Origin of the sequence: Emticicia sp. 21SJ11W-3 (assembly GCF_024138715.1) — a bacterium.
GTDB lineage: Bacteria > Bacteroidota > Bacteroidia > Cytophagales > Spirosomataceae > Emticicia > Emticicia fluvialis.
On record NZ_CP092074.1, the window covers coordinates 2,643,362 to 2,661,704 of the forward strand.

Annotated in this window: 20 protein-coding genes and 2 tRNA genes; 8 read left to right on the plus strand and 14 right to left on the minus strand. The window is 39.4% G+C overall.

What is annotated here, in order from left to right:
* Positions 1 to 576: 576 nt before the first annotated feature.
* Positions 577 to 744 (plus strand): hypothetical protein, encoded by a 168-nt coding sequence (locus MB380_RS11185; protein ID WP_253522299.1) that lies wholly within the window; start codon positions 577 to 579, stop codon positions 742 to 744.
* Between the two features lie 246 nt (positions 745 to 990).
* Here the strand turns inward: MB380_RS11185 and MB380_RS11190 are convergent, their stop codons facing one another.
* The 4 genes from MB380_RS11190 to MB380_RS11205 all read right to left on the minus strand — a co-directional run bounded on the left by MB380_RS11190 (position 991) and on the right by MB380_RS11205 (position 4,007).
* Positions 991 to 1,377 carry a VOC family protein gene (locus tag MB380_RS11190; protein WP_101726915.1) on the minus strand — a complete coding sequence of 129 codons (387 nt, stop codon included), beginning with the start codon at positions 1,375 to 1,377 and terminating at the stop codon, positions 991 to 993.
* A gap of 89 nt (positions 1,378 to 1,466) precedes the next feature.
* Complete coding sequence (locus MB380_RS11195) at positions 1,467 to 1,811, minus strand: hypothetical protein (protein WP_253522301.1); 345 nt, start codon at positions 1,809 to 1,811, stop codon at positions 1,467 to 1,469.
* A gap of 557 nt (positions 1,812 to 2,368) precedes the next feature.
* The gene (holA, locus tag MB380_RS11200; protein WP_253522302.1) at positions 2,369 to 3,376 is read right to left on the minus strand and encodes a DNA polymerase III subunit delta; all 1,008 of its coding nucleotides are present in this window, start codon (positions 3,374 to 3,376) and stop codon (positions 2,369 to 2,371) included.
* Between the two features lie 4 nt (positions 3,377 to 3,380).
* Positions 3,381 to 4,007 (minus strand): ACP phosphodiesterase, encoded by a 627-nt coding sequence (locus tag MB380_RS11205; RefSeq protein ID WP_253522305.1) that lies wholly within the window; start codon positions 4,005 to 4,007, stop codon positions 3,381 to 3,383.
* Positions 4,008 to 4,110: 103 nt separating this feature from the next.
* Here MB380_RS11205 and MB380_RS11210 point away from each other — a divergent pair, with 103 nt between their 5' ends.
* On the plus strand, positions 4,111 to 4,623 hold the full coding sequence (locus MB380_RS11210; protein WP_253522308.1) for a peptidylprolyl isomerase: 513 nt from the start codon (positions 4,111 to 4,113) through the stop codon (positions 4,621 to 4,623).
* Here the strand turns inward: MB380_RS11210 and MB380_RS11215 are convergent.
* From MB380_RS11215 to MB380_RS11225, 3 genes are all read right to left on the minus strand, one after another.
* Positions 4,617 to 5,093 (minus strand): dCMP deaminase family protein, encoded by a 477-nt coding sequence (locus MB380_RS11215; RefSeq protein WP_253522311.1) that lies wholly within the window; start codon positions 5,091 to 5,093, stop codon positions 4,617 to 4,619. The two genes, MB380_RS11210 and MB380_RS11215, sit on opposite strands and share 7 nt — an antisense overlap.
* 192 nt (positions 5,094 to 5,285) lie before the next feature.
* Positions 5,286 to 6,578 (minus strand): M43 family zinc metalloprotease, encoded by a 1,293-nt coding sequence (locus MB380_RS11220; protein WP_253522313.1) that lies wholly within the window; start codon positions 6,576 to 6,578, stop codon positions 5,286 to 5,288.
* A gap of 56 nt (positions 6,579 to 6,634) precedes the next feature.
* Entirely contained in the window at positions 6,635 to 7,582 is a 948-nt protein-coding gene (locus tag MB380_RS11225) for a PhoH family protein (RefSeq protein WP_253522316.1), read from the minus strand.
* 255 nt (positions 7,583 to 7,837) lie between these two features.
* Between MB380_RS11225 and dnaB the strand changes: the two genes are divergently transcribed.
* A complete protein-coding gene (gene dnaB / locus MB380_RS11230) occupies positions 7,838 to 9,445 on the plus strand; it encodes a replicative DNA helicase (RefSeq protein WP_253522318.1) in 1,608 nt (535 codons plus the stop codon).
* 72 nt (positions 9,446 to 9,517) lie between these two features.
* Here the strand turns inward: dnaB and rlmD are convergent, their stop codons facing one another.
* Both rlmD and MB380_RS11240 read right to left on the minus strand, forming a co-directional pair.
* Positions 9,518 to 10,927: a 23S rRNA (uracil(1939)-C(5))-methyltransferase RlmD gene (rlmD, locus tag MB380_RS11235; RefSeq protein WP_253522320.1), complete on the minus strand. Its 1,410-nt coding sequence runs from the start codon at positions 10,925 to 10,927 to the stop codon at positions 9,518 to 9,520.
* A gap of 179 nt (positions 10,928 to 11,106) precedes the next feature.
* Entirely contained in the window at positions 11,107 to 11,733 is a 627-nt protein-coding gene (locus tag MB380_RS11240) for an SH3 domain-containing protein (protein WP_253522322.1), read from the minus strand.
* Between the two features lie 249 nt (positions 11,734 to 11,982).
* Between MB380_RS11240 and MB380_RS11245 the strand changes: the two genes are divergently transcribed.
* From MB380_RS11245 to MB380_RS11255, 3 genes are all read left to right on the plus strand, one after another.
* Positions 11,983 to 12,055, plus strand: a tRNA-Lys gene (locus MB380_RS11245).
* Positions 12,056 to 12,096: 41 nt separating this feature from the next.
* A tRNA-Lys gene (locus MB380_RS11250) sits at positions 12,097 to 12,169 on the plus strand.
* Positions 12,170 to 12,237: 68 nt separating this feature from the next.
* Positions 12,238 to 12,420 carry a hypothetical protein gene (locus MB380_RS11255; protein ID WP_253522324.1) on the plus strand — a complete coding sequence of 61 codons (183 nt, stop codon included), beginning with the start codon at positions 12,238 to 12,240 and terminating at the stop codon, positions 12,418 to 12,420.
* 74 nt (positions 12,421 to 12,494) lie between these two features.
* On the opposite strand, the gene MB380_RS11260 is transcribed toward MB380_RS11255, so the two are convergent.
* Entirely contained in the window at positions 12,495 to 13,469 is a 975-nt protein-coding gene (locus MB380_RS11260) for a hypothetical protein (RefSeq protein ID WP_253522327.1), read from the minus strand.
* A gap of 281 nt (positions 13,470 to 13,750) precedes the next feature.
* Here MB380_RS11260 and MB380_RS11265 point away from each other — a divergent pair, with 281 nt between their 5' ends.
* Positions 13,751 to 14,077 (plus strand): helix-turn-helix transcriptional regulator, encoded by a 327-nt coding sequence (locus MB380_RS11265; protein WP_253522329.1) that lies wholly within the window; start codon positions 13,751 to 13,753, stop codon positions 14,075 to 14,077.
* Positions 14,078 to 14,121: 44 nt separating this feature from the next.
* On the opposite strand, the gene MB380_RS11270 is transcribed toward MB380_RS11265, so the two are convergent.
* The 3 genes from MB380_RS11270 to MB380_RS11280 all read right to left on the minus strand — a co-directional run bounded on the left by MB380_RS11270 (position 14,122) and on the right by MB380_RS11280 (position 16,115).
* Positions 14,122 to 15,060: a hypothetical protein gene (locus MB380_RS11270; protein WP_253522331.1), complete on the minus strand. Its 939-nt coding sequence runs from the start codon at positions 15,058 to 15,060 to the stop codon at positions 14,122 to 14,124.
* A gap of 88 nt (positions 15,061 to 15,148) precedes the next feature.
* Positions 15,149 to 15,688: a helix-turn-helix transcriptional regulator gene (locus MB380_RS11275; RefSeq protein ID WP_253522333.1), complete on the minus strand. Its 540-nt coding sequence runs from the start codon at positions 15,686 to 15,688 to the stop codon at positions 15,149 to 15,151.
* Between the two features lie 55 nt (positions 15,689 to 15,743).
* Positions 15,744 to 16,115 (minus strand): helix-turn-helix domain-containing protein, encoded by a 372-nt coding sequence (locus MB380_RS11280; protein ID WP_253522335.1) that lies wholly within the window; start codon positions 16,113 to 16,115, stop codon positions 15,744 to 15,746.
* A gap of 143 nt (positions 16,116 to 16,258) precedes the next feature.
* Between MB380_RS11280 and MB380_RS11285 the strand changes: the two genes are divergently transcribed.
* Positions 16,259 to 16,825, plus strand: coding sequence for a thioredoxin family protein (locus MB380_RS11285; protein ID WP_253522336.1), 567 nt, complete (start codon positions 16,259 to 16,261; stop codon positions 16,823 to 16,825).
* Positions 16,826 to 16,997: 172 nt separating this feature from the next.
* Here MB380_RS11285 and MB380_RS11290 read toward each other — a convergent pair whose 3' ends face one another.
* Positions 16,998 to 18,296, minus strand: a complete 1,299-nt coding sequence (locus MB380_RS11290) for a phosphatidylserine decarboxylase (RefSeq protein ID WP_253522338.1) — start codon at positions 18,294 to 18,296, stop codon at positions 16,998 to 17,000.
* Between the last annotated feature and the right edge of the window lie 47 nt (positions 18,297 to 18,343).

Here is an 18,343-nt window from a genome sequence, read left to right on the forward strand (position 1 = left end):
ACGATGGCATTGATGAAGTAAAAAAATACCTCTGCACAGGTAAGGCCTGGCGTCTGATTCGTTTTTCATGTCTATCACTTATGTAAATGTAGAGAAAACAGCAGCAGATAGCAAATTTTTATAATGCCAATTAGGCATTGACACAATAAAAACACAAGAAAAGAGTAGAAAAAACAAGAAATTAAAGCCTGATGGCACAAAAAACAACTTCAAGATAAATACTAAAGAGGTCTGATAATCAATAGTTTGAGCAATGGCTTAAAATTGGTTCGGGTAATAATAGGTCTATTATATGCCTTAATTAATTTAATATTTTGTTTTCAATGTTTTTATATGGGCATAACATAAAACCGGTATTATAGGAGACCTGATGTATGGCACTTTATTTTCTCATTCAAACCAGCATAAATGGCCAATGGATAAAGCCTAAACACGCTTAAATTCGCTTGGCCATAAAAACCCAAAAAATAAATGACCAACTTATTATTTTGGATACGGATTGACGTATCGTTGACAATTATTCCCTTCAAATAATACTTTAATACGTTTCAGGCAATTATTTCCCATATTTAGCTTTTGTCTGGTACTGAAATGATATATGAATCTGCCGAAGCTGAAATAGTTGCAACGGCTTGCAACGCATTAGATATGAAGCACTTACCAACGGTCTGTTTTATGAGCAACAATAAAGGCTCAATAGCAAAAGAAGGAACATGGGCATTGATGGCCAGATTGAAAGGCTGAATATAAATACAAACCATTGAAGATTTTTTAGCAAGAAATATAGTTTCTAAAAGAGGTGCAGGTGCCTTGAACCGTCTAAAAATGCAGTTATTTATAGCGTAAAAACTGATTGACACTATAAATACACTACAAACAAGAGCATTGACATAATAAAACAATTAATAATAAATAGAGGCCGAAATGAAAAATAAAAAGCGTGGCAGTGTTCTTTTACGAATACGGCCACGCTTATCAAATAAGAAAAGTTTATTTGTTTGAATGAAGGCCTAAAGAATTACCCTCAGAGTCAATAAAGAAAGCCATAAAACCGGTTTGTTCGTCAATGAGGGTTTTGGGCATAATAACCTGCCCGCCTGCAGGCACAATTCTGTCGACGACCAATTGCAGGTCAGGATTAGCATTCAGGTACACCACTATTCCGGTGGTGCCGGGTTCATGGCTTTGGCCTTTTACAAGCGCACCGCCAACATAAGGTGGTTCTGAAGGAAACATGGCCATCTGGAAGCCCGGCATGTCAAGGGGTGTCAATGTAAGGTCAAAAATGGCTTCATAAAATTTTTTAGCCCGGTCGAAATCAGTCACAGGAATTTCGAACCAGTTGAGCGCATTGGTTAATTTACTGAGTTTTTCCATTCTTTTTCAGTTTTGCAATAAGTTGATATTTATGAAATACTAACAATACCAGCAAATACCTCAGACAATTCTTCAAACACTCCAAAAGCCTAAACTACCAGATACTTTCTTATCAGCATCAGCATGTGCAGATAAGTGCTGTCTTCTTCATATTGTGATTCGTCTGAGTAATCTATTTCTTTAAGGCGGTCTTTGTCTTTTCTAATCATCCACCAATCGCGCAGCTCAACAATATACTTTTTTACCTTTTTATATTCATTGCTGCTATCCCAGTCTATTACCTCCAGCACTTTGTCTTTCTCCAGGGCATCCATAAATATCTGAAACGCAATGTGCAATAATAAAGTATCTCTCTCTATCCAGCTATAATTAGGCAGCGATTCAATATGCACCGGGTTATTGGAGAAGGTCAGTTTTCTTTTCTTCTGTTCCACTAATTATTTAGGTTTTTTCTCTGCTAAGTGCAGAGCCATTTAGAGGATACGAATTTAAATATAAAATCCCGACTATGGGTCAGGAAAGACCAAATAAAAAAATGAAGTAACTCAATTCATAGTATCCGAGCATAGAAGCCGTGCCATAAACTACCAATTCCATTTACGGTTATTTATAATTGTACCAACCGCTAAAAACCGGAATGCTGCTTAACAATCACTAAAATAGTAGTTTGTTTATAATGGCTAAAATGCCATAAAACAGGAGAGAAGAATCGTACTTTAAAAATGAGGCAGTTGATGGCCGATGTGAAAAAACAGGCAATTTTTTAAAACCAAAAGCCTTTTGAAAGCTGCGCTAAAAGCAAAAAAAATTGGTAGTTGCTGGTGATTATTGAAGCAAAAAGAACCGGAATGGCTTTTATAAGATTCAGCGCATTTTACCAAAACCTTAGCAGCAAATTGGCCAGTTTAGTTGCTGCTGTAAATCAGATTCAAAACCCTTAACACTACCATTTACCTACTATATTTAATTAAAAAGCGAAATACTTTTAATACTAATGAAGAATTTCAAAAACCAGTCTTTTAAGAATATCACCCTCCGTTTCTTCGCCGGTTTCCACACCTTTTGACTTCAAATCAGCTATTTTCAACGAGTGAATTACCGACCTCAATTTTGGAAACGAATAGTTTCTTGCAGCATTGATATAATCTTTGGCAAAGAAGCTGTTTACCTTTAATAAGGCTGCAATACCGCTATCAGACTTTTCGCCGGAAGCATGCACCAATAAAACCTTGCTGAAAAAATTATAAAGGATAATGATGATAGGTTGTATGGGGTTGTCTTTAGGGTTATTGCCAAAGTAAATAATTATCTGGTTAGCCTTTACTATGTCTCGCTGAATAAGCGCTTTCTGAAGCTCAAAAACATTGTATTCTTTACTGATACCTACATACTTTTGAATCAGGTCTGCGTCAATACCATCACCGGCTTTTATATTCAGTATTACTTTCTCAATTTCGCCGGTTAGTCGTTTTAAATCATTGCCTATGTGTTCAACAAGTAACTGAATGGCCTTGGGGCTTATCTTAACGCCCTTGCCATGGCAGTAATCGGCCACAAAATCGGGCAACTGGTTGTCATATAATTTCTTTGAGTTAAACAGCACGCCACTTTTGCCAAATGCTTTTACCCAGGCTTTGCGTTCGTCTTGCGCATTACCAAAAGCCAACACCAATATTGTAGTACCCAAGGGTAGTAGTGCATATTCTTCTATCAGTTTCTGATTTTCTTTCTGGTCAATTCCCTGAATCTGCTGTGCGTCTTTCACTATTATTAATTGCCGCTCGGCCATCATCGGGAAACGCCTCGCATAATTCAGCAGGGCACCCATATTCAGGTCTTTACCAAAAAGCACAAATTCATTAAAGCCCTTCTCGTGTTCCGGAATGGCCAGCTTCTGAATTTTCTCTACTATTTGCTCAATATGAAAAGGCTCTTCGCCGTGTAAAAAATACAGGGCTTTAATTGCGTCTTTTTTTATTGATTTCAGTATTTCTGACATAATCTTATTTTATTACGATACTGTTATGTGAAAAATGGTTTTCCTGCAAAAAGCCTGTACACTGCCGCACCAGCTGCGGGAAAAAGATTTTGAAGTTTTCATCAAAAAAAGCATAATGTGCCTGCAGGTCTGTTACGGCCTGCTCCATATTCGACTCAAAAACTGCTCTTTTGGCTACACCCGTAAGGGCGCGTTCAATGCCCCAGAACTCGGCATAGTTTTTCAGCCAGTCGTGCTTAATCATCGATTCAATAACCGGCCTCATTTTATCCGGCAACAGGTGCCAGTGGTCTATAAATGCCTGATGCACTCTTTTTCTGAATCCATCAAATGGCTCAGAAGAATACAGCTCCCAATGGCGTGCCAGAAAGTGGTCGAAAAAAATATCAATTACCACCGAAGCATACTTATGGTATTTATCATAAAGCACAGACTTTGAGGCGCTAATCAGCAGATGGGTATCTGTAAATGAATCAATGAGGCGATGCAATAAAATGCCTTTTTTGATGTTTTCTGAAAAATGGCTGTTTCTCGGATGCTCAATTCTACCAACCACGTAGTCTTCCAGCATATTGCCAACGAGTATTTCCTGGTTGTCGCCGGATAGAAATAAATGCGCTAAAAAATTCATTTATAAGGGTAGAATTTGTACGTTTGTGGCAAAGTTATGAAATTACGGGGTAATAAAATACCTCATTTTTAAAATTGAATTGTAATACATTAAATCGAAAAATATGAAAGTTGAAGCCCAAAAAGTTGTCACTGCCATCTACGAGCTCTATGTGGGCGAGAATGACGAGAGGGAAATTATCGAGGTGTCGGATGAGAACGATCCTATTGTGTTTATACATGGCCTGAGTGGCTTGCCAGAGGCATTTGAAAAAAATCTGATTGGGCTTGGTGCAGGTGATACCTTTGATTTTTCCATCAGCCCGGAAGATGGGTATGGCGAAGTAGACACCGAAGCATTAATTGATTTTCCGATTGAGAATTTCAAGATTGATAACGGAGAAGTACCGGAGGGAATGCTTGAAATAGGCAATTATATTCCGTTTTCGAACGAAGAAGGCCACCGCATGAACGGCAGAGTAGTGGAAGTACAACCTGAGATTGTAATGCTGGACTTCAACCATCCACTGGCTGGTGAAACGTTGCATTTTAAAGGCAAGGTACTGGGCGTAAGAAATGCCAATCCGGATGAGATTGCACACGGACACGTGCATGGCGATGGGGGAGTACATCACTGATTACCCCCATACTGCTCTACATCAATTCCGAACTTACGTAGAAAATCAACGCCTTCGTCAGACGGAATCCCTTTGTATTGAGCATAAGATTCCAGAAAAATTACACGTTTTATTTTCATACTGAAAATAACCCTGGCGCACGCTATACATGGCGACAACGTTACGTAGAGCGTGCTGCCTTCCAGATTAGCTCCGTTTTTTGAAGCGTAGAGAATGGCGTTTTGCTCGGCGTGCAAGGCCAAAGAACAACTTCCTTTAGAATCGCGCGGGCAGCCCGTTTCCGGATACTCCTCATCACAATTATGCGTGCCAGACGGCGGGCCATTATACCCAATAGAAATGATACGGGTGTCTTTGGCCAATACAGCCCCGACCTGAGCCTTTACACAATGCGAACGCAAGGCAAGGCTTTTAGCCAGGTTCATAAAAATATCATCAAAATCGGGTTTTTCTTTTTTTTCTATCTCCATTGTGGGTTTATGCGTATGCTTAGGTTTCTACGGTTACATAGAACCGCAAAACTAATGAAAACCTGTTAATAAAAATGCCGGCCGGCGCTGATTAAAAAAATAAAAAACAACAGATGCTAAAAAAATAAAACGTTGAGCAAAAGAAAAGGCTGCTCAACGTTCGTTTTATAAACTAATATTAAATTTTATGCGCTATAATATAACCAGCCGCCTGGTGGCTTGCTGCTCTTTAGAAATTACCCGCATAAAATAACTACCCGGCACCAGGTCTGTCGCATTGATACTAATCACTGTGCTTGGGTAATCTTTAAATGTGGCAGTGTAAAGGCTTCTGCCTTTTATGTCTATCAATGAAATGGTGAAATCCTGAAAGTCTGGCAGTAATACCTGCACCTGAATATTCTCTTTGGTGGTTGGGTTGGGTACCAGGTTAACGGCAAGAGTGGTTGACGGAGGCAGCTCAAATCTGGCGTAGTTAACAACCCTTTTACGTCTCTGGCTCAGGTCTAGTACCGCGCGCATTCTGTCTTTTTGCCCTACAGTAAAAATATTCATGCAAGAGTCTGGCGTGTAGTCCATATAATTCTCAATCATGTTTCTGGTAAGCGTTCCACTGCAATTAGAGAATTTATCGGTACAAAAGGCTGAATTATTTGATTCAGATGTTGGGGGTGTATCAGCTACATAATCTGTGCCACAATATTCATCTCCCCAGGTATGAATTAGCCCCAGCCAGTGGCCGATTTCATGAGTGGTGGTTCTGCCCATGCTGTAAAGGCCTGATGTATTAGTGCCTGATTTTTTCCCGAACACCCGGTAATCTATAAAGACACCGTCGATGTTTTCGTTGGCTTGTTCGCTTAGTCCGTCTACGGTTTCGGCATAAGGAAACTCAGCATAACCTATATATGGGCTGCGGAAGGTAGTTACCCAGATATTCAGGTATTTGTTGCTATCCCAGTAACCAAGATTAGAAAGACGCGTGCGGTCGGCATCGCTTATCAGGCTAAAACTTGCTGTACTAGTGTAATGACGTGTAATACCAGAAGTTGGATTACCATTCGGGTCTTTTGAAGCCAGAAAAAATTCAATTTTTATATCGGCACCTACCGGATTGGTATTAAAACCCAATGTGCCTTGTTTGCGCCGGTAATCTTCATTAAGTACTTTTATCTGTGAGAATACCTGCTCATCGGGAATATTATTATTACGGATTGAGCCATCTGCCTGATTATGGACGATATGCACCACCACCGGAATACGGATAACGTCTTCATTGGCTATACCTATACGACTTTTTTGGTTTTCGGCGCTAATTACGTTGGCTAATGCCTGTTCAAACCTGAGTTTTTTGATGGCCCGGCCTGCATTGTTAACGGAGCGGATAGAATCAATAGCAGCATGGGCACAAATTAACGTTCTTTGTGCCCATGTTTGCCATGTAAGCAGCATAAATAGCGGCGTAAAGTATAAAGTTTTTTTCATGCTTTTATGACGAGAGAAAAGTAGCCTATGGTTGCAACGGAACCCGCCGGTTATTATTATTTACTCTCGGCTTTTTCATAAGCATTTAATATGTCTTTAACCAGTCGGTGTCTTACCACGTCTCTGCCATCCAGTTCAACAAATCCTATACCGGTTATATTCTTCAAAATTTCTAAGGCATCAACCAGACCCGACCGCTGATTTTTCGGTAAATCTACCTGTGTTCTGTCGCCGGTTATAATGGTTTTAGAGAGTGGCCCCATGCGTGTCAGAAACATCTTTATCTGCATGGGTGTGGTGTTCTGCGCTTCATCTAACAAAATAAAGGCATTGTTCAGTGTACGCCCGCGCATGTAGGCCAGGGGTGCAATCTCTATGGTGCGGTTTTCGATATAAAATTTCAGTTTTTCCGCCTGAATCATATCGTCTAGCGCATCATAAATCGGCCTTAGATAAGGGTCAATTTTTTCTTTTAAATCACCCGGCAAAAAGCCCAGGTTTTCTCCGGCTTCAACGGCAGGGCGGGTAATGATAATCTTCTTTACCTGTTTATCTTTTAATGCTTTAACAGCCAATGCTACGGCGGTATATGTTTTACCCGTACCGGCAGGGCCTGTGGCAAAAACTATATCATATTTATTGGCGGCCTCAATCATTTTTTTCTGATTGGCAGTTTTGGCGCGTACAACTATACCTCTTGTTCCGTAAACGATAACGTCATCGTCAGTAGCTTCATGATTGGCCGACTCTATGTCTTGCTGAATATAATTTTTTACCTGGTCGTTGCTTATTCTTCCGTATTTATGATAATGCTCAAGCAGCGACTCAAGTATATCTGAAATTTTGTTGATTTCTTTGTCGTTCCCTTTTACAAGAATCTGATTCCCTCTTGAAATTATCTTGCTTTCAGGGAAAGCAGCCGCTACCATTTTGATATTACTATTTTCTACTCCGAGAAAATCTATCAGGGAAACCTCGTCTAATGTGAATACTTTTTCTGTCAAAATACTTTTGTGTTTGTTTTTTTAAGTTCAATTACCGTTTCTGTCTATAAAACGCAAGAAAACAAAATTAGTTTTTCTTACTGCTTTGAAATGATTTGTCAAAAATCAAAAATTATTCACAATATCTTAAGTTTTTTCCACAAAAAAATTCACGTTTATGAGTTAAATATTGATTATCAATTGTTTATATAATATCTGGCCAAAGGCGCCTGTTTTTTATGAAGTGTATTTTTTCTTAACATTGTATTAACATTGATGGAATATATGAATCCAAATACTACAACGGGCAGAAATCAGGGACAAAGAGGTATAGGCAAGAACCCAACGTACGAGGTGCTTCGTCCTGAGTCCGGCAAACTTCCACCTCAGGCAATTGAGCTGGAGGAAGCGGTATTGGGTGCTTTAATGATTGAAAAAGATGCACTGACTACGGTTGTGGATATTCTTCAACCCGGTAGTTTCTATAAAGAATCTCATCAGCGTATTTACAATGCCATTCTGATACTATTCGGTAAGTCTGAACCAATTGATTTATTAACGGTTACTTCTCAGCTGCGTAGTCTGGGTGAATTGGAGTTTGTAGGTGGTGCGCAGTATCTGGCCCGCCTTACAAGTAAAGTAAACTCGGCCGCTAATATTGAATGGCATGCTCGTATTATCTCTCAATCGGCAATTAAACGCGATATGATACGTGTTGCCGGGGATATTTTGCGCGATGCCTTTGAAGACACTACCGACGTATTTAATCTGCTTGACAGAACAGAGCAGACTTTCTTTGAGATTTCGGAGCGGAACATCAGAAAGAGCTATGCCGATGCCAGCTCTATTATGCGGGCTACGATTGACGAACTTGAAAAAAAGAAAAATAATAAAGACGGCCTTACGGGTGTTGCCAGTGGTTTTACTGAGCTTGACCGCATAACCAGTGGCTGGCAGAAAACCGAGCTGATTATTATAGCCGCCAGGCCTGCCATGGGTAAAACCGCCTTTGTGGTGTCGGCGATGAGAAACGCGGCCGTTGAATGGAATGTTCCGGTGGCCATTTTCTCATTAGAGATGTCATCAACCCAGCTGATGTTGCGTATGATTTCTGCAGAAGCTGAAATTGACAGCGAAAAGCTAAGAAAAGGAACCCTTGAAAGCCACGAATGGCAGCAATTGCACCACAGGATTGACCGGTTGTCTAAAGCGCCTATTTATATTGACGATACCCCGGCCTTGTCGGTGCTTGAATTAAGGGCCAAATGCCGCCGCTTGAAAGCCCAGTTCAACATCGGGATGATTATTATTGATTATCTGCAGTTGATGACCGGAGATACCGGAGGGCAGAAAAGCGGTAACCGTGAGCAGGAGATTGCAACAATATCACGCTCGTTGAAAAACCTAGCCAAAGAAATTGATGTGCCTGTAATTGCGCTTTCGCAGTTGAGCCGTGCCGTGGAGACCAGAGGTGGAGACAAACGCCCGCAGTTGTCTGACTTGCGGGAGTCGGGGTCTATTGAACAGGATGCCGATATGGTTATGTTTTTGTACAGACCGGAATACTATAAAATAACTCAGGATGAAAACGGGAACCCCACAGCCGGTGTGGGTGAAGTAATCATAGCCAAAAACCGTAGTGGTACCGTTGATACCGTAAGGCTGAGGTTTATTGGTAAATATACCAAATTTGCCGATTTGGACGGTTTCTATACACCTATGCACGACAGCTTTACTGATTTTAACGGCCCGAAATCGTTCCCGACTACTAATGCACTGGATAGCTTTGAACAAGGAGGCGGAAACGCAGGCGGGGCGCCTGTTACGTTTGGAAGCAAAGCAAATAAACCGCGTAACCCTGACGAGGAAGAATTTCCGTTCTGATAAATAAAACCCGGAGCCTGAATGATATTATGGCAGATAAGGATTAACCTCTCTATCTGCCATTTTTTGTTTTTACTGCTTTAGTTCAAGCAAAGCTATGTTTTCAACATGGTGTGTATGCGGAAACATATCAACCGGTTGAACCTTTAGAATACGATATTTTTCGCTCAAAATAGCCAAATCACGGGCTTGTGTGGCGGGGTTGCAACTTACATAAACTATTCTTTGCGGGGCTACATCCAGAATTGTACGGGTAACCGGCTCGTCCATTCCGGCGCGTGGCGGGTCAGTAATAATTACATCCGGTTTTCCCTTTAGTTCAATAAATTCACGGGTCAGAAATTTGCGCATATCACCGGCAAAAAACTCGGTATTATGTATGTTATTTACCTCAGAATTGATTTTTGCATCTTCAACTGCGGCTTCTACGTATTCAATACCTATTACCCTGCGGGCTTGTTTAGCTACAAAATTGGCAATGGTGCCGGTACCGGTATAAAGGTCATATACCAGTTCGTTGCCTGTCAGGCCTGCGTATTCGCGGGTAAGTTTGTAAAGCTCATACGCTTGCTCAGAGTTGGTCTGATAGAAAGATTTGGCACCGATTCTGAAAATCAGATCCTCCATTTTTTCTTCTATATATGGCTTGCCTGCAAAAGTATGCACTTCAAGGTCATGGAAGGTATCGTTTCGCTTTTGATTCAAAACGTAATTCAAAGACGTGATTTCAGGAAACTTTTCTTTGAGGTGACCCAGTACCAGCTCAATATCAGATTCATTGTTTTGTGCAAATTGAATCATCACCATCAGGTGGCCGATAGAGGTGGTTCTAATCATGATATTACGTAAGAAACCCTGGTGCGCAATGTGGTCATAATAGGTATATCCCTGCTCATTGGCCATGTCGCGCAGGGCTAGTCTTATCTGATTAGAAGGGTCTTTTTGCAGATAGCATTTTTCAATGGGTAATACTTTTTCGAAACGCTTGGGCACATGAAAACCCAGTGCGTTTTTGTCGGTATCTTCTCCAAGGCTGGCTTCTTCTCTGGTAAACCAACGGCTGTTAGAGAAGGTAAACTCCAGCTTATTTCTGTAAAAAGTAGTATTGGCCGAACCAAGAATATCGTTTATAACGGGGAGCTCAAGCCTACCAATGCGGCTCAGTTGGTCGTGCACCTGCTGGCTTTTTAGTTCTAATTGTTTTTCATAAGGCACGTGTTGCCATTTACAACCACCACAAACCCCGAAATGCTGGCAGAAAGGAGCAATGCGCAGCGGAGAAGCCTCCAGTATTTCTAAAACGTTGGCCTCAGCATAGTTTTTTTTGCGGTTATTAACCCAAAGTTTCACTTTATCGCCCGGCGATACGTTACTGCCTTCAATAAAAATTACTTGTCCGTTGTGCCTTGCAAAACATTTACCCTCTGCTGCAAAATTTTCAACCTCTATACTGTCAATTACGAATGTTTTGTTTCTGGCCATTGCTTGGGTCAATTCTGTTTATAATTGCGCAAAATTACCGAACTTAGAATTAACATCAAAATTGAAGCTGAAGAGAGGTATAAACCTAATGCAACAGATTGATGCCCGAGGCACAGGTTAAACGATAAAGGTATGCAAAAGCTTTATAAAAGGCTTTGACCAGCCGACGGACTTAAGAATTAATGAATCAGGAGAATATCGCTTTGTTTGATGTAGCAAAACTTGCCGTCCCATAGAACCTGATACCAGATGTCTTCAGAATTGATTACATTAAGCCTGTGGCCTTCGCTGATGCTGCCAACGATATGCGAGGCCGCCGAGGGGTAGTCGCGCAGGTACACCTGCTCGTTTTTTATAATGGCGGTGCGGTAATTATTAGGAAGATTGATAAGCACCGACAAAAAGATCAGATATACCAGAAATAGTATTTTGTGCGGGATAGGACTATATTGATTATTGAGCCTTTTGATTAGAAAAACTGCAAATACATAGATGCCAATAATTAAAAATCCCGCCCATACGTACATGGAATATTGCCTGAAATAATACAGAAAATAATTGAGGTCGTTTTTTTCATACCCCTTGTAACCGTTTTCGGTGGCGATGGTATAAATTTTCTCAAATACGCGCTCATCGGCATACCTGAAAGAGTACAAATTAAGGTAGTAAAGCTCCATGACGAAGTCGCCACGGTTTTCATAAATATTTGCCAGCTTCAGATAAACCTTCGGATTAAAGTTGGGGGTTTCGGTAATTATTTTTTCATAAAGAGAGGCCGCTTCGTCAAATTTTTTCTGTTTAAACAAAGAATCTGCAGTTGTGTATAACTTTTTTTGAGCTTGACTATCAACGAATTGTAAAGAAAATATGAATATTATAAAAAGTTTTTTCAGAAATTTCAAAAAGTATGTTTGCATCATAATATCAAAAAATGTAATTTTGCACCGCGATTCAGGAAAAGGGGTAACACCTGAAATGAATTAAGAAAGCAAAAGTAATGAATTTTAGTTCTTCTTTCAATTTCTTCTTTTCAGATTTCTGAATAACCAAAATAAGATTCCGTAGCTCAGCTGGTAGAGCAATACACTTTTAATGTATGGGTCCTGGGTTCGAGTCCCAGCGGGATCACAAACGTTACAACCTTTTTTCGAGTAGATAAACCAGTTTAAGATTCCGTAGCTCAGCTGGTAGAGCAATACACTTTTAATGTATGGGTCCTGGGTTCGAGTCCCAGCGGGATCACAGAAAAAGCCTCTCTTTTCAACCAGAGAGGCTTTTTGATTTTTATAATTTTCCTAAAATCTATTACTATGGAAAAACGAAAAGCACCGATTTTTACTTTAAGCATTGTGGCCATTATAGTAGGGGTAGCCTTGTATAAACAGTTCGACTTTAAAACTCTTCAATTTCAGAAACCGGCCTTATCTATGGTTTATGCGATTACCTTTTTGTTTGCCGTTTATGTGTTGATACGAAATTGGGGGAAGAAGTAAAGATTTTTTTATTGGACAGAAAAAATGCTTTGCAAATTTCTTCACAAAGCAATTAAAGTGGCATTATTTGAATACTATAAAATCCTGAATGAGGAAGCAATTTTTTCAAACTTTTCTAAATTGGCATCTAAATTTCTGATTTGTGCATGCATTTCAAAAATTCTGTCATTAACCCAGAAATACTGATAAATTTGATAGGCCTTACTGGTATCAGAATTTATTTCTATGATTGTACGGTACGCCTTTCCTTGGGTGAACTTCATTTCATCAGATTTTATTTGTTTATACTTCCAATCGGCATTTTTTTCTTTCTTTTCAAACATTTGGTCAGCAAAGGTTTTTTTGCTTTCCAGTTGGGATAAGCTATCCATTTCAGATTCCATATCAATAAGAATCAATTCTTCAATGCTAATTTCTATTTCCGGCCAACTTAAATCAACTTCTCCCGATTTTAAACCAGATTTATTCTTATATGAAATGCTAAGTGAAGCAGCTTTTTCATAAGGATGAGACGGATAACCAACGTATAAAGGAACAAAGCCTTGTTTTTTCCAATCAACAAAATACTCAAGGTTTTCTGTGATATCAACTTCTATTTTTTCATCAATCTCGATACTTGACAACGCCTTTATTATTGTTGTGGAAAACTCCTTATCACTTTCTTTTGGGTATTTACAAGTGAATGAATATGCCATATTTGGAAATTCAGCATACATTTCAATAATAATCATCCCACTGTTTTTCATTAAACCTTTAAATAAATAGCCTTTACCACCACCCGTAAGTGAGACCTGTTGTGAACTAATATGCCCGAAAAGATCAGAGTAATCCTTTTTAAATTTTTGGAGTGAGGTATAAGATCCCTTTTCTGCATTAGAAACATTTATTGTAGCCCCATCGTCTGTCAATAGACCAACAAATGGTCCTTGTGACCAAGAATCATCAAGGTAAGAAATAGAGATATTTGTACATTTAATTTTTTGCTTTTGAGAGTAGCTTAAAAATGTGGTAGATAAAAGTAGCAGTGTAAAAAGTGTTCTTAAATTCATTATGATAATTTTAATGGTTGCTTTGTTAGTCAGAGGTTTACTTATCAAAAATTAAAAAAACTATTTAGCCGAATATCATTAGTGTGTTTTCTAAAGTTATCCGGCTAAAATTTTCGTACAAATAAAATATTAATTTCAAAAATAATCAACAACCTATTCACACCAACAGTCTCACCAAGGTCATAATTTAAACTTTCAAAAATTTAATCAAAAAACCATTGCAAACCACAAACGCTGCACTTAAATTCGCAACCAATTAGTTTCTTAAACAATAAGTAATTATGAGGCGAGATGTTTTTCAGGCCATTGCAGACCCCACCAGAAGGGCCATTATTGCTCTGATAGCCTTGCAAGCCATGACACCCAATGCCATTGCTGAAAACTTTAATACTACACGGCAGGCGGTGTCTAAGCATTTGCGGATACTGACAGAATGCGAGCTTGTAAAACAGGAGTTTCAGGGCAGGGAGATTTTCTATTCACTTGAAATTGAAAAAATGAAAGAAATAGATAAATGGCTGGAGCAATACCGTAAGATATGGGAGAACAGATTCAACCAATTAGATGATGTGCTGGCCACATTAAAAAAACAGAGAAATGAAGCCTAGCTTGTTTCTCTGTTTGTTAATAGATAAAAATGCTTAAGCTGGCATTATTCAATTCTGAATTTCTCTTTCTTACAATCCAGAATCAATTTGTGGTTCAGCAATAGTTTATTACCTATCATGCCTTCCATGCCTGAGCTTCTCATTAAAAAGTTTTGCATGGCAGATGTACCTTCAACATAAGTTACCTCTGACAAAGCCATATCGGTTTGCCCTATTTGTATGGTTTGGCTGGCTGGGGCAGTAATAACCTTCAGGGGGTTTCCCCATGAATTTCCTTTCTCGGTTTTAATTCTGCCACCTTTAGTACGGTAGTTTTCCCAATCTTCCTGGCTGGTTATTAGTTCATAATTGCTGCTGCCTGAATCATAAAGTAATTGAAGGTTTTTGTTTTGCAACCTGGCAGGCAAAATAATGCGGCGTTTTTTGAATTCAAAATCTACAAATCCGGTGGTTGGCAGGTTTTCTGTAAAAGAACAGCTATTGTGCTTAAAATCGAGGGTGGTAATTTTTTTTTCCAGCAAGTCGGTACCAATAGTGCCAATAATATTAATTGCATCGGGCTTAGAGAAATCCAGTTTTTCTCCGTAATTGATTAATTGAAATATACCGGAGGAGACCTCCATTTTGCCGATGCTGAATTGAAGCGCAACCTGATTTTGCTTTATATCTGGCATAACCAGCTTTGGATACATTTTCTGAACCGAAGCCAGCGATTTGGCATAAAACAAGGTAACGGGCGACCCAAAATCTATCTGCATAAAAAATGGCCGGTCTATGCCTTTTAAATGCACCTGCAAAAACATGGCCGAATAGGGGTTTTTATCAGTTACATTCCATTGAATGGGTACATTTTCTGCATCATGATAAACAGAAAGATAGTTGTCTGGCGGGGTGAATTTTCTATCAAAGTAAAAGTGGCCACCAATTAATGTTAAGGCAACAATTGTTACTAAAATAAGGGTAATCTTCTTAAATGTCTTCATTTGTGTTTTTTTGTCGCAATTTTTCGGTTTTGAATCAATTTCCGACAAAAAATGCTACGACACTTTTACGACATTTTAGCGAAAAGCCCTATAAGAAGCTGGCTTTGAGCTTGATTTGTAATTCGTTCCGTTGGTTCAGGCTCATTCCGTTTCTGATAATGACAATTAGCTTGATGGATATTATACCAATAAGAGGAATCAAAAAAAGCGGAAACCTGATGGCCAGCCATTTTTGGATAAATGGGCTGAGTATCATCATGATTGAGAGAATAACCGATAGCACAATCTGAAGGCTTACAATGTGTTCCCCCAGCTCTTTATTATATAAATCTTTGGTTTTGTGGGTTAAAATTAAAGGGAATATAATATTGCCATAAGGTATAATGAGTCCCAATAAGGCCGACCGGTTGATTAATTTTGCACGGCTTATGTCTGTAGCGGCCTTATGAGGCGCTAAATTGTCTGGCGTTGTATCCAGTACTTTTGCCAGGGTTTTCAGGGTAAAACCTTTCAAGACACTACCAGCCTCAATTCTCTGAATGGTCCGTAAAGAAAGGCCAGATTTTTCAGCCAGCTCGGTTTGTGTCAAATTTTTAGCCTCCCTCAGCATTTTAAGCCTGTTTTCCATGGGGCAGGTACGTATGTTTAGATTTTTGAAACTGTATAAAAACGCTGTATTTCAGCTATACCTCTTTTTCTTTGCCCACTATAGAGCTGCGATACTCGTTTCCCCATCTGATAATTTCATCTATAATAGGGTTTAAGGTCTTGCCAAACTCGGTAAGTGAATATTGAACTGTAACAGGCCGGGTATCGAGTATTGTTCTTGAAACCAGTTGGTTCATTTCCATATCCTGCAATTCTTTGGCAAGCATTTTGGTACCAATTCCATCTACCTCGCGCAGTAAATCCATAAACCGCAGGTGGTCTCTTTCCATTAAGGTACCCAGTATATGAAACTTCCACTTGCCAGATAATATTTCCATGGTGTCTTTAATGGTAGAAATTCTTTTTCTGCAAAGTTGAGAGGTATTTACTGTTGCTCTTTTTTTCATTTTTGTTAACACTAAAATATATTATTAAATATGCAAAACTAATCACTTTCCTAAAGGAAACTAGTTCCCTGGGTGGAAATGATAGTCGTCAACACTTGAATTAAGCTTAATTTTGCCTTGATAACAGAATTTAAATTATAAACATGGATTTCAAAGCATATAGTTCTTATTTTGAGAGTATCGTAAATAAAGAGGAACAAGACCAGGCAGCGCCTTACAACAAACCAGATTATTACGAATATACCAAATTGAATTGGGCGCGGATGTCGAGATGGTTTAAAACCCAGACTTTGTCGCCCCAATTTTTAGAAACCATTAAAAAAATTGATAATCCACAGCAATGGCTTTTGATTACTGAGCCCTGGTGTGGCGATGCAGCCCATAATGTACCGTTTATAATAATGGCTGCCCAAGCCAACCCATTGATATCAGTTAGCGTTGAATTGCGGGATTCTGCTCCGCATAGTATAGATAATTATTTAACCAATGGTACGAAATCAATTCCGAAGCTGGTAATAAGAGACCAAAACGGTAATGACCTGGCAACCTGGGGGCCCCGCCCAAAAGAATGTCAGGTAATTTACTCAAAGGCATTAGAAGAAAAATTACCTTTTCAGGAGCTAACAGTCAGGATTCATACCTGGTATAATGCCAATAAGGGAGTTGATGTACAGGAAGAATTGAGCGAAGTTATTTTGCAAACTATTTAGTGGATAACCGGTATGTTATAAAAGGATCTACTTTAAAGACTTATGATAATGGTACAAAACAAAGAATCCCTAATAACAATAGACAAGGTTTATAGGCAGTTTCAATAATACTCTAGTGCAAAAAAAAATGGCAGACAGGATTTATACCCGTCTGCCATTTTTTTTATCTGATTCAAGATTGAATAATCACTGACGGCTCACCGTACTTGAAGTGGAAACCTGCAGGATTGGTGTAACTGTCTGGTACCTGTGCATTGGCAACAGTTTCAACAAATTTCAGCTGATCTACCGGCTTCTCGAAAAGCATGATAATATCAGACCCGCCAAAGGCAAAATACCCGAATTCTGTTCCTTTGTTTACGGTTTGTCCTGCCAGATTACTGTACATGTGCACTGAAGAAACCTGAGCCATACCTACAGGAATAGTGGCTACGGAGCCGATGCTGGCATCGCCGGTATCAATAATCACAACGCCACGGGCCTGTGTAAATTCATAACCGTCTGTTGAACTATCAGGTGCATCAAATTGGTCGCCGGTAATCTGAACATCAAGAAATACACTTCCTGATAATGCTTCAATATATTTTACTTTACCACTTACAGGGGTATGGAAACGGTGGTAGTCAAAGGGGCTCAGGAAGTAATGTACAAATGTGCCATTGTAAAACTGGCTGGCATATTGTTCACCATCTGGCCCTAGCAGGTCGTTTACATTGCCTATAGTATGGGTTTGTTTCAATCTGAAAGTCGTAAGGTTACCATTAGTATCCAGCACATTACCGTTTGCATCAATCTGATAGATTGCCTTGAAGGTACAATCAGCTGGTGATGTAACAATGGTATTGTCATTCGGATTGGCAATCGGCCTCATTGGTGAACCGTTCAGGGTATTGATGTTTAGCTGCCGATAGAAAAACGTGTTGAAAGATACCCAGTTAGGTTTGTCATTAATGTAGTCTTGTGCATTGTACATAGGGTCTGCCAAGAACGTAGCCAGCGTAGCATTAGTTAAGGATGCAGAAGTGTTGAGGAAACTACCCCATTCATTGGCATATTTGTCTAGCCAGTCTGCAAAAGAAAAACTGTCATTGGTGTAACTCTGCAATGTCTTCTTGTTATAATCCGGAAGCGGTTGGTCAATTAGCCAGTAAAACTGACAAAGTCTGTCGAAAATCTGCTGACTATAACCTAAAGGATTTGACCAGGGGCCGTGTAGTTCAATTGATTCGCTTGGAAGCACCTGTTCAAAGTAAGTTAGGTAAGACAGATAATCATCAGAATTGGTTGGCCAGCCATTATTTTTGTATAATGTGTTTAAGGCATTAAATAAAGACGCATTTAAGCTAGCCTGTGCTGATTGCTTTGCCAAATTGAGCGATTTATTCAGCAATTTTTCAAGTTCGGTGTCGTCACTGAGTTGCTTTTGAAGTAGAGTAACAACAGGAGAGTAGTTTTGTGTTGTAATTGCCATTGTAGTCAACAGTTTTAGTTAATGTTAATTGTATTAAAAATTCTTAC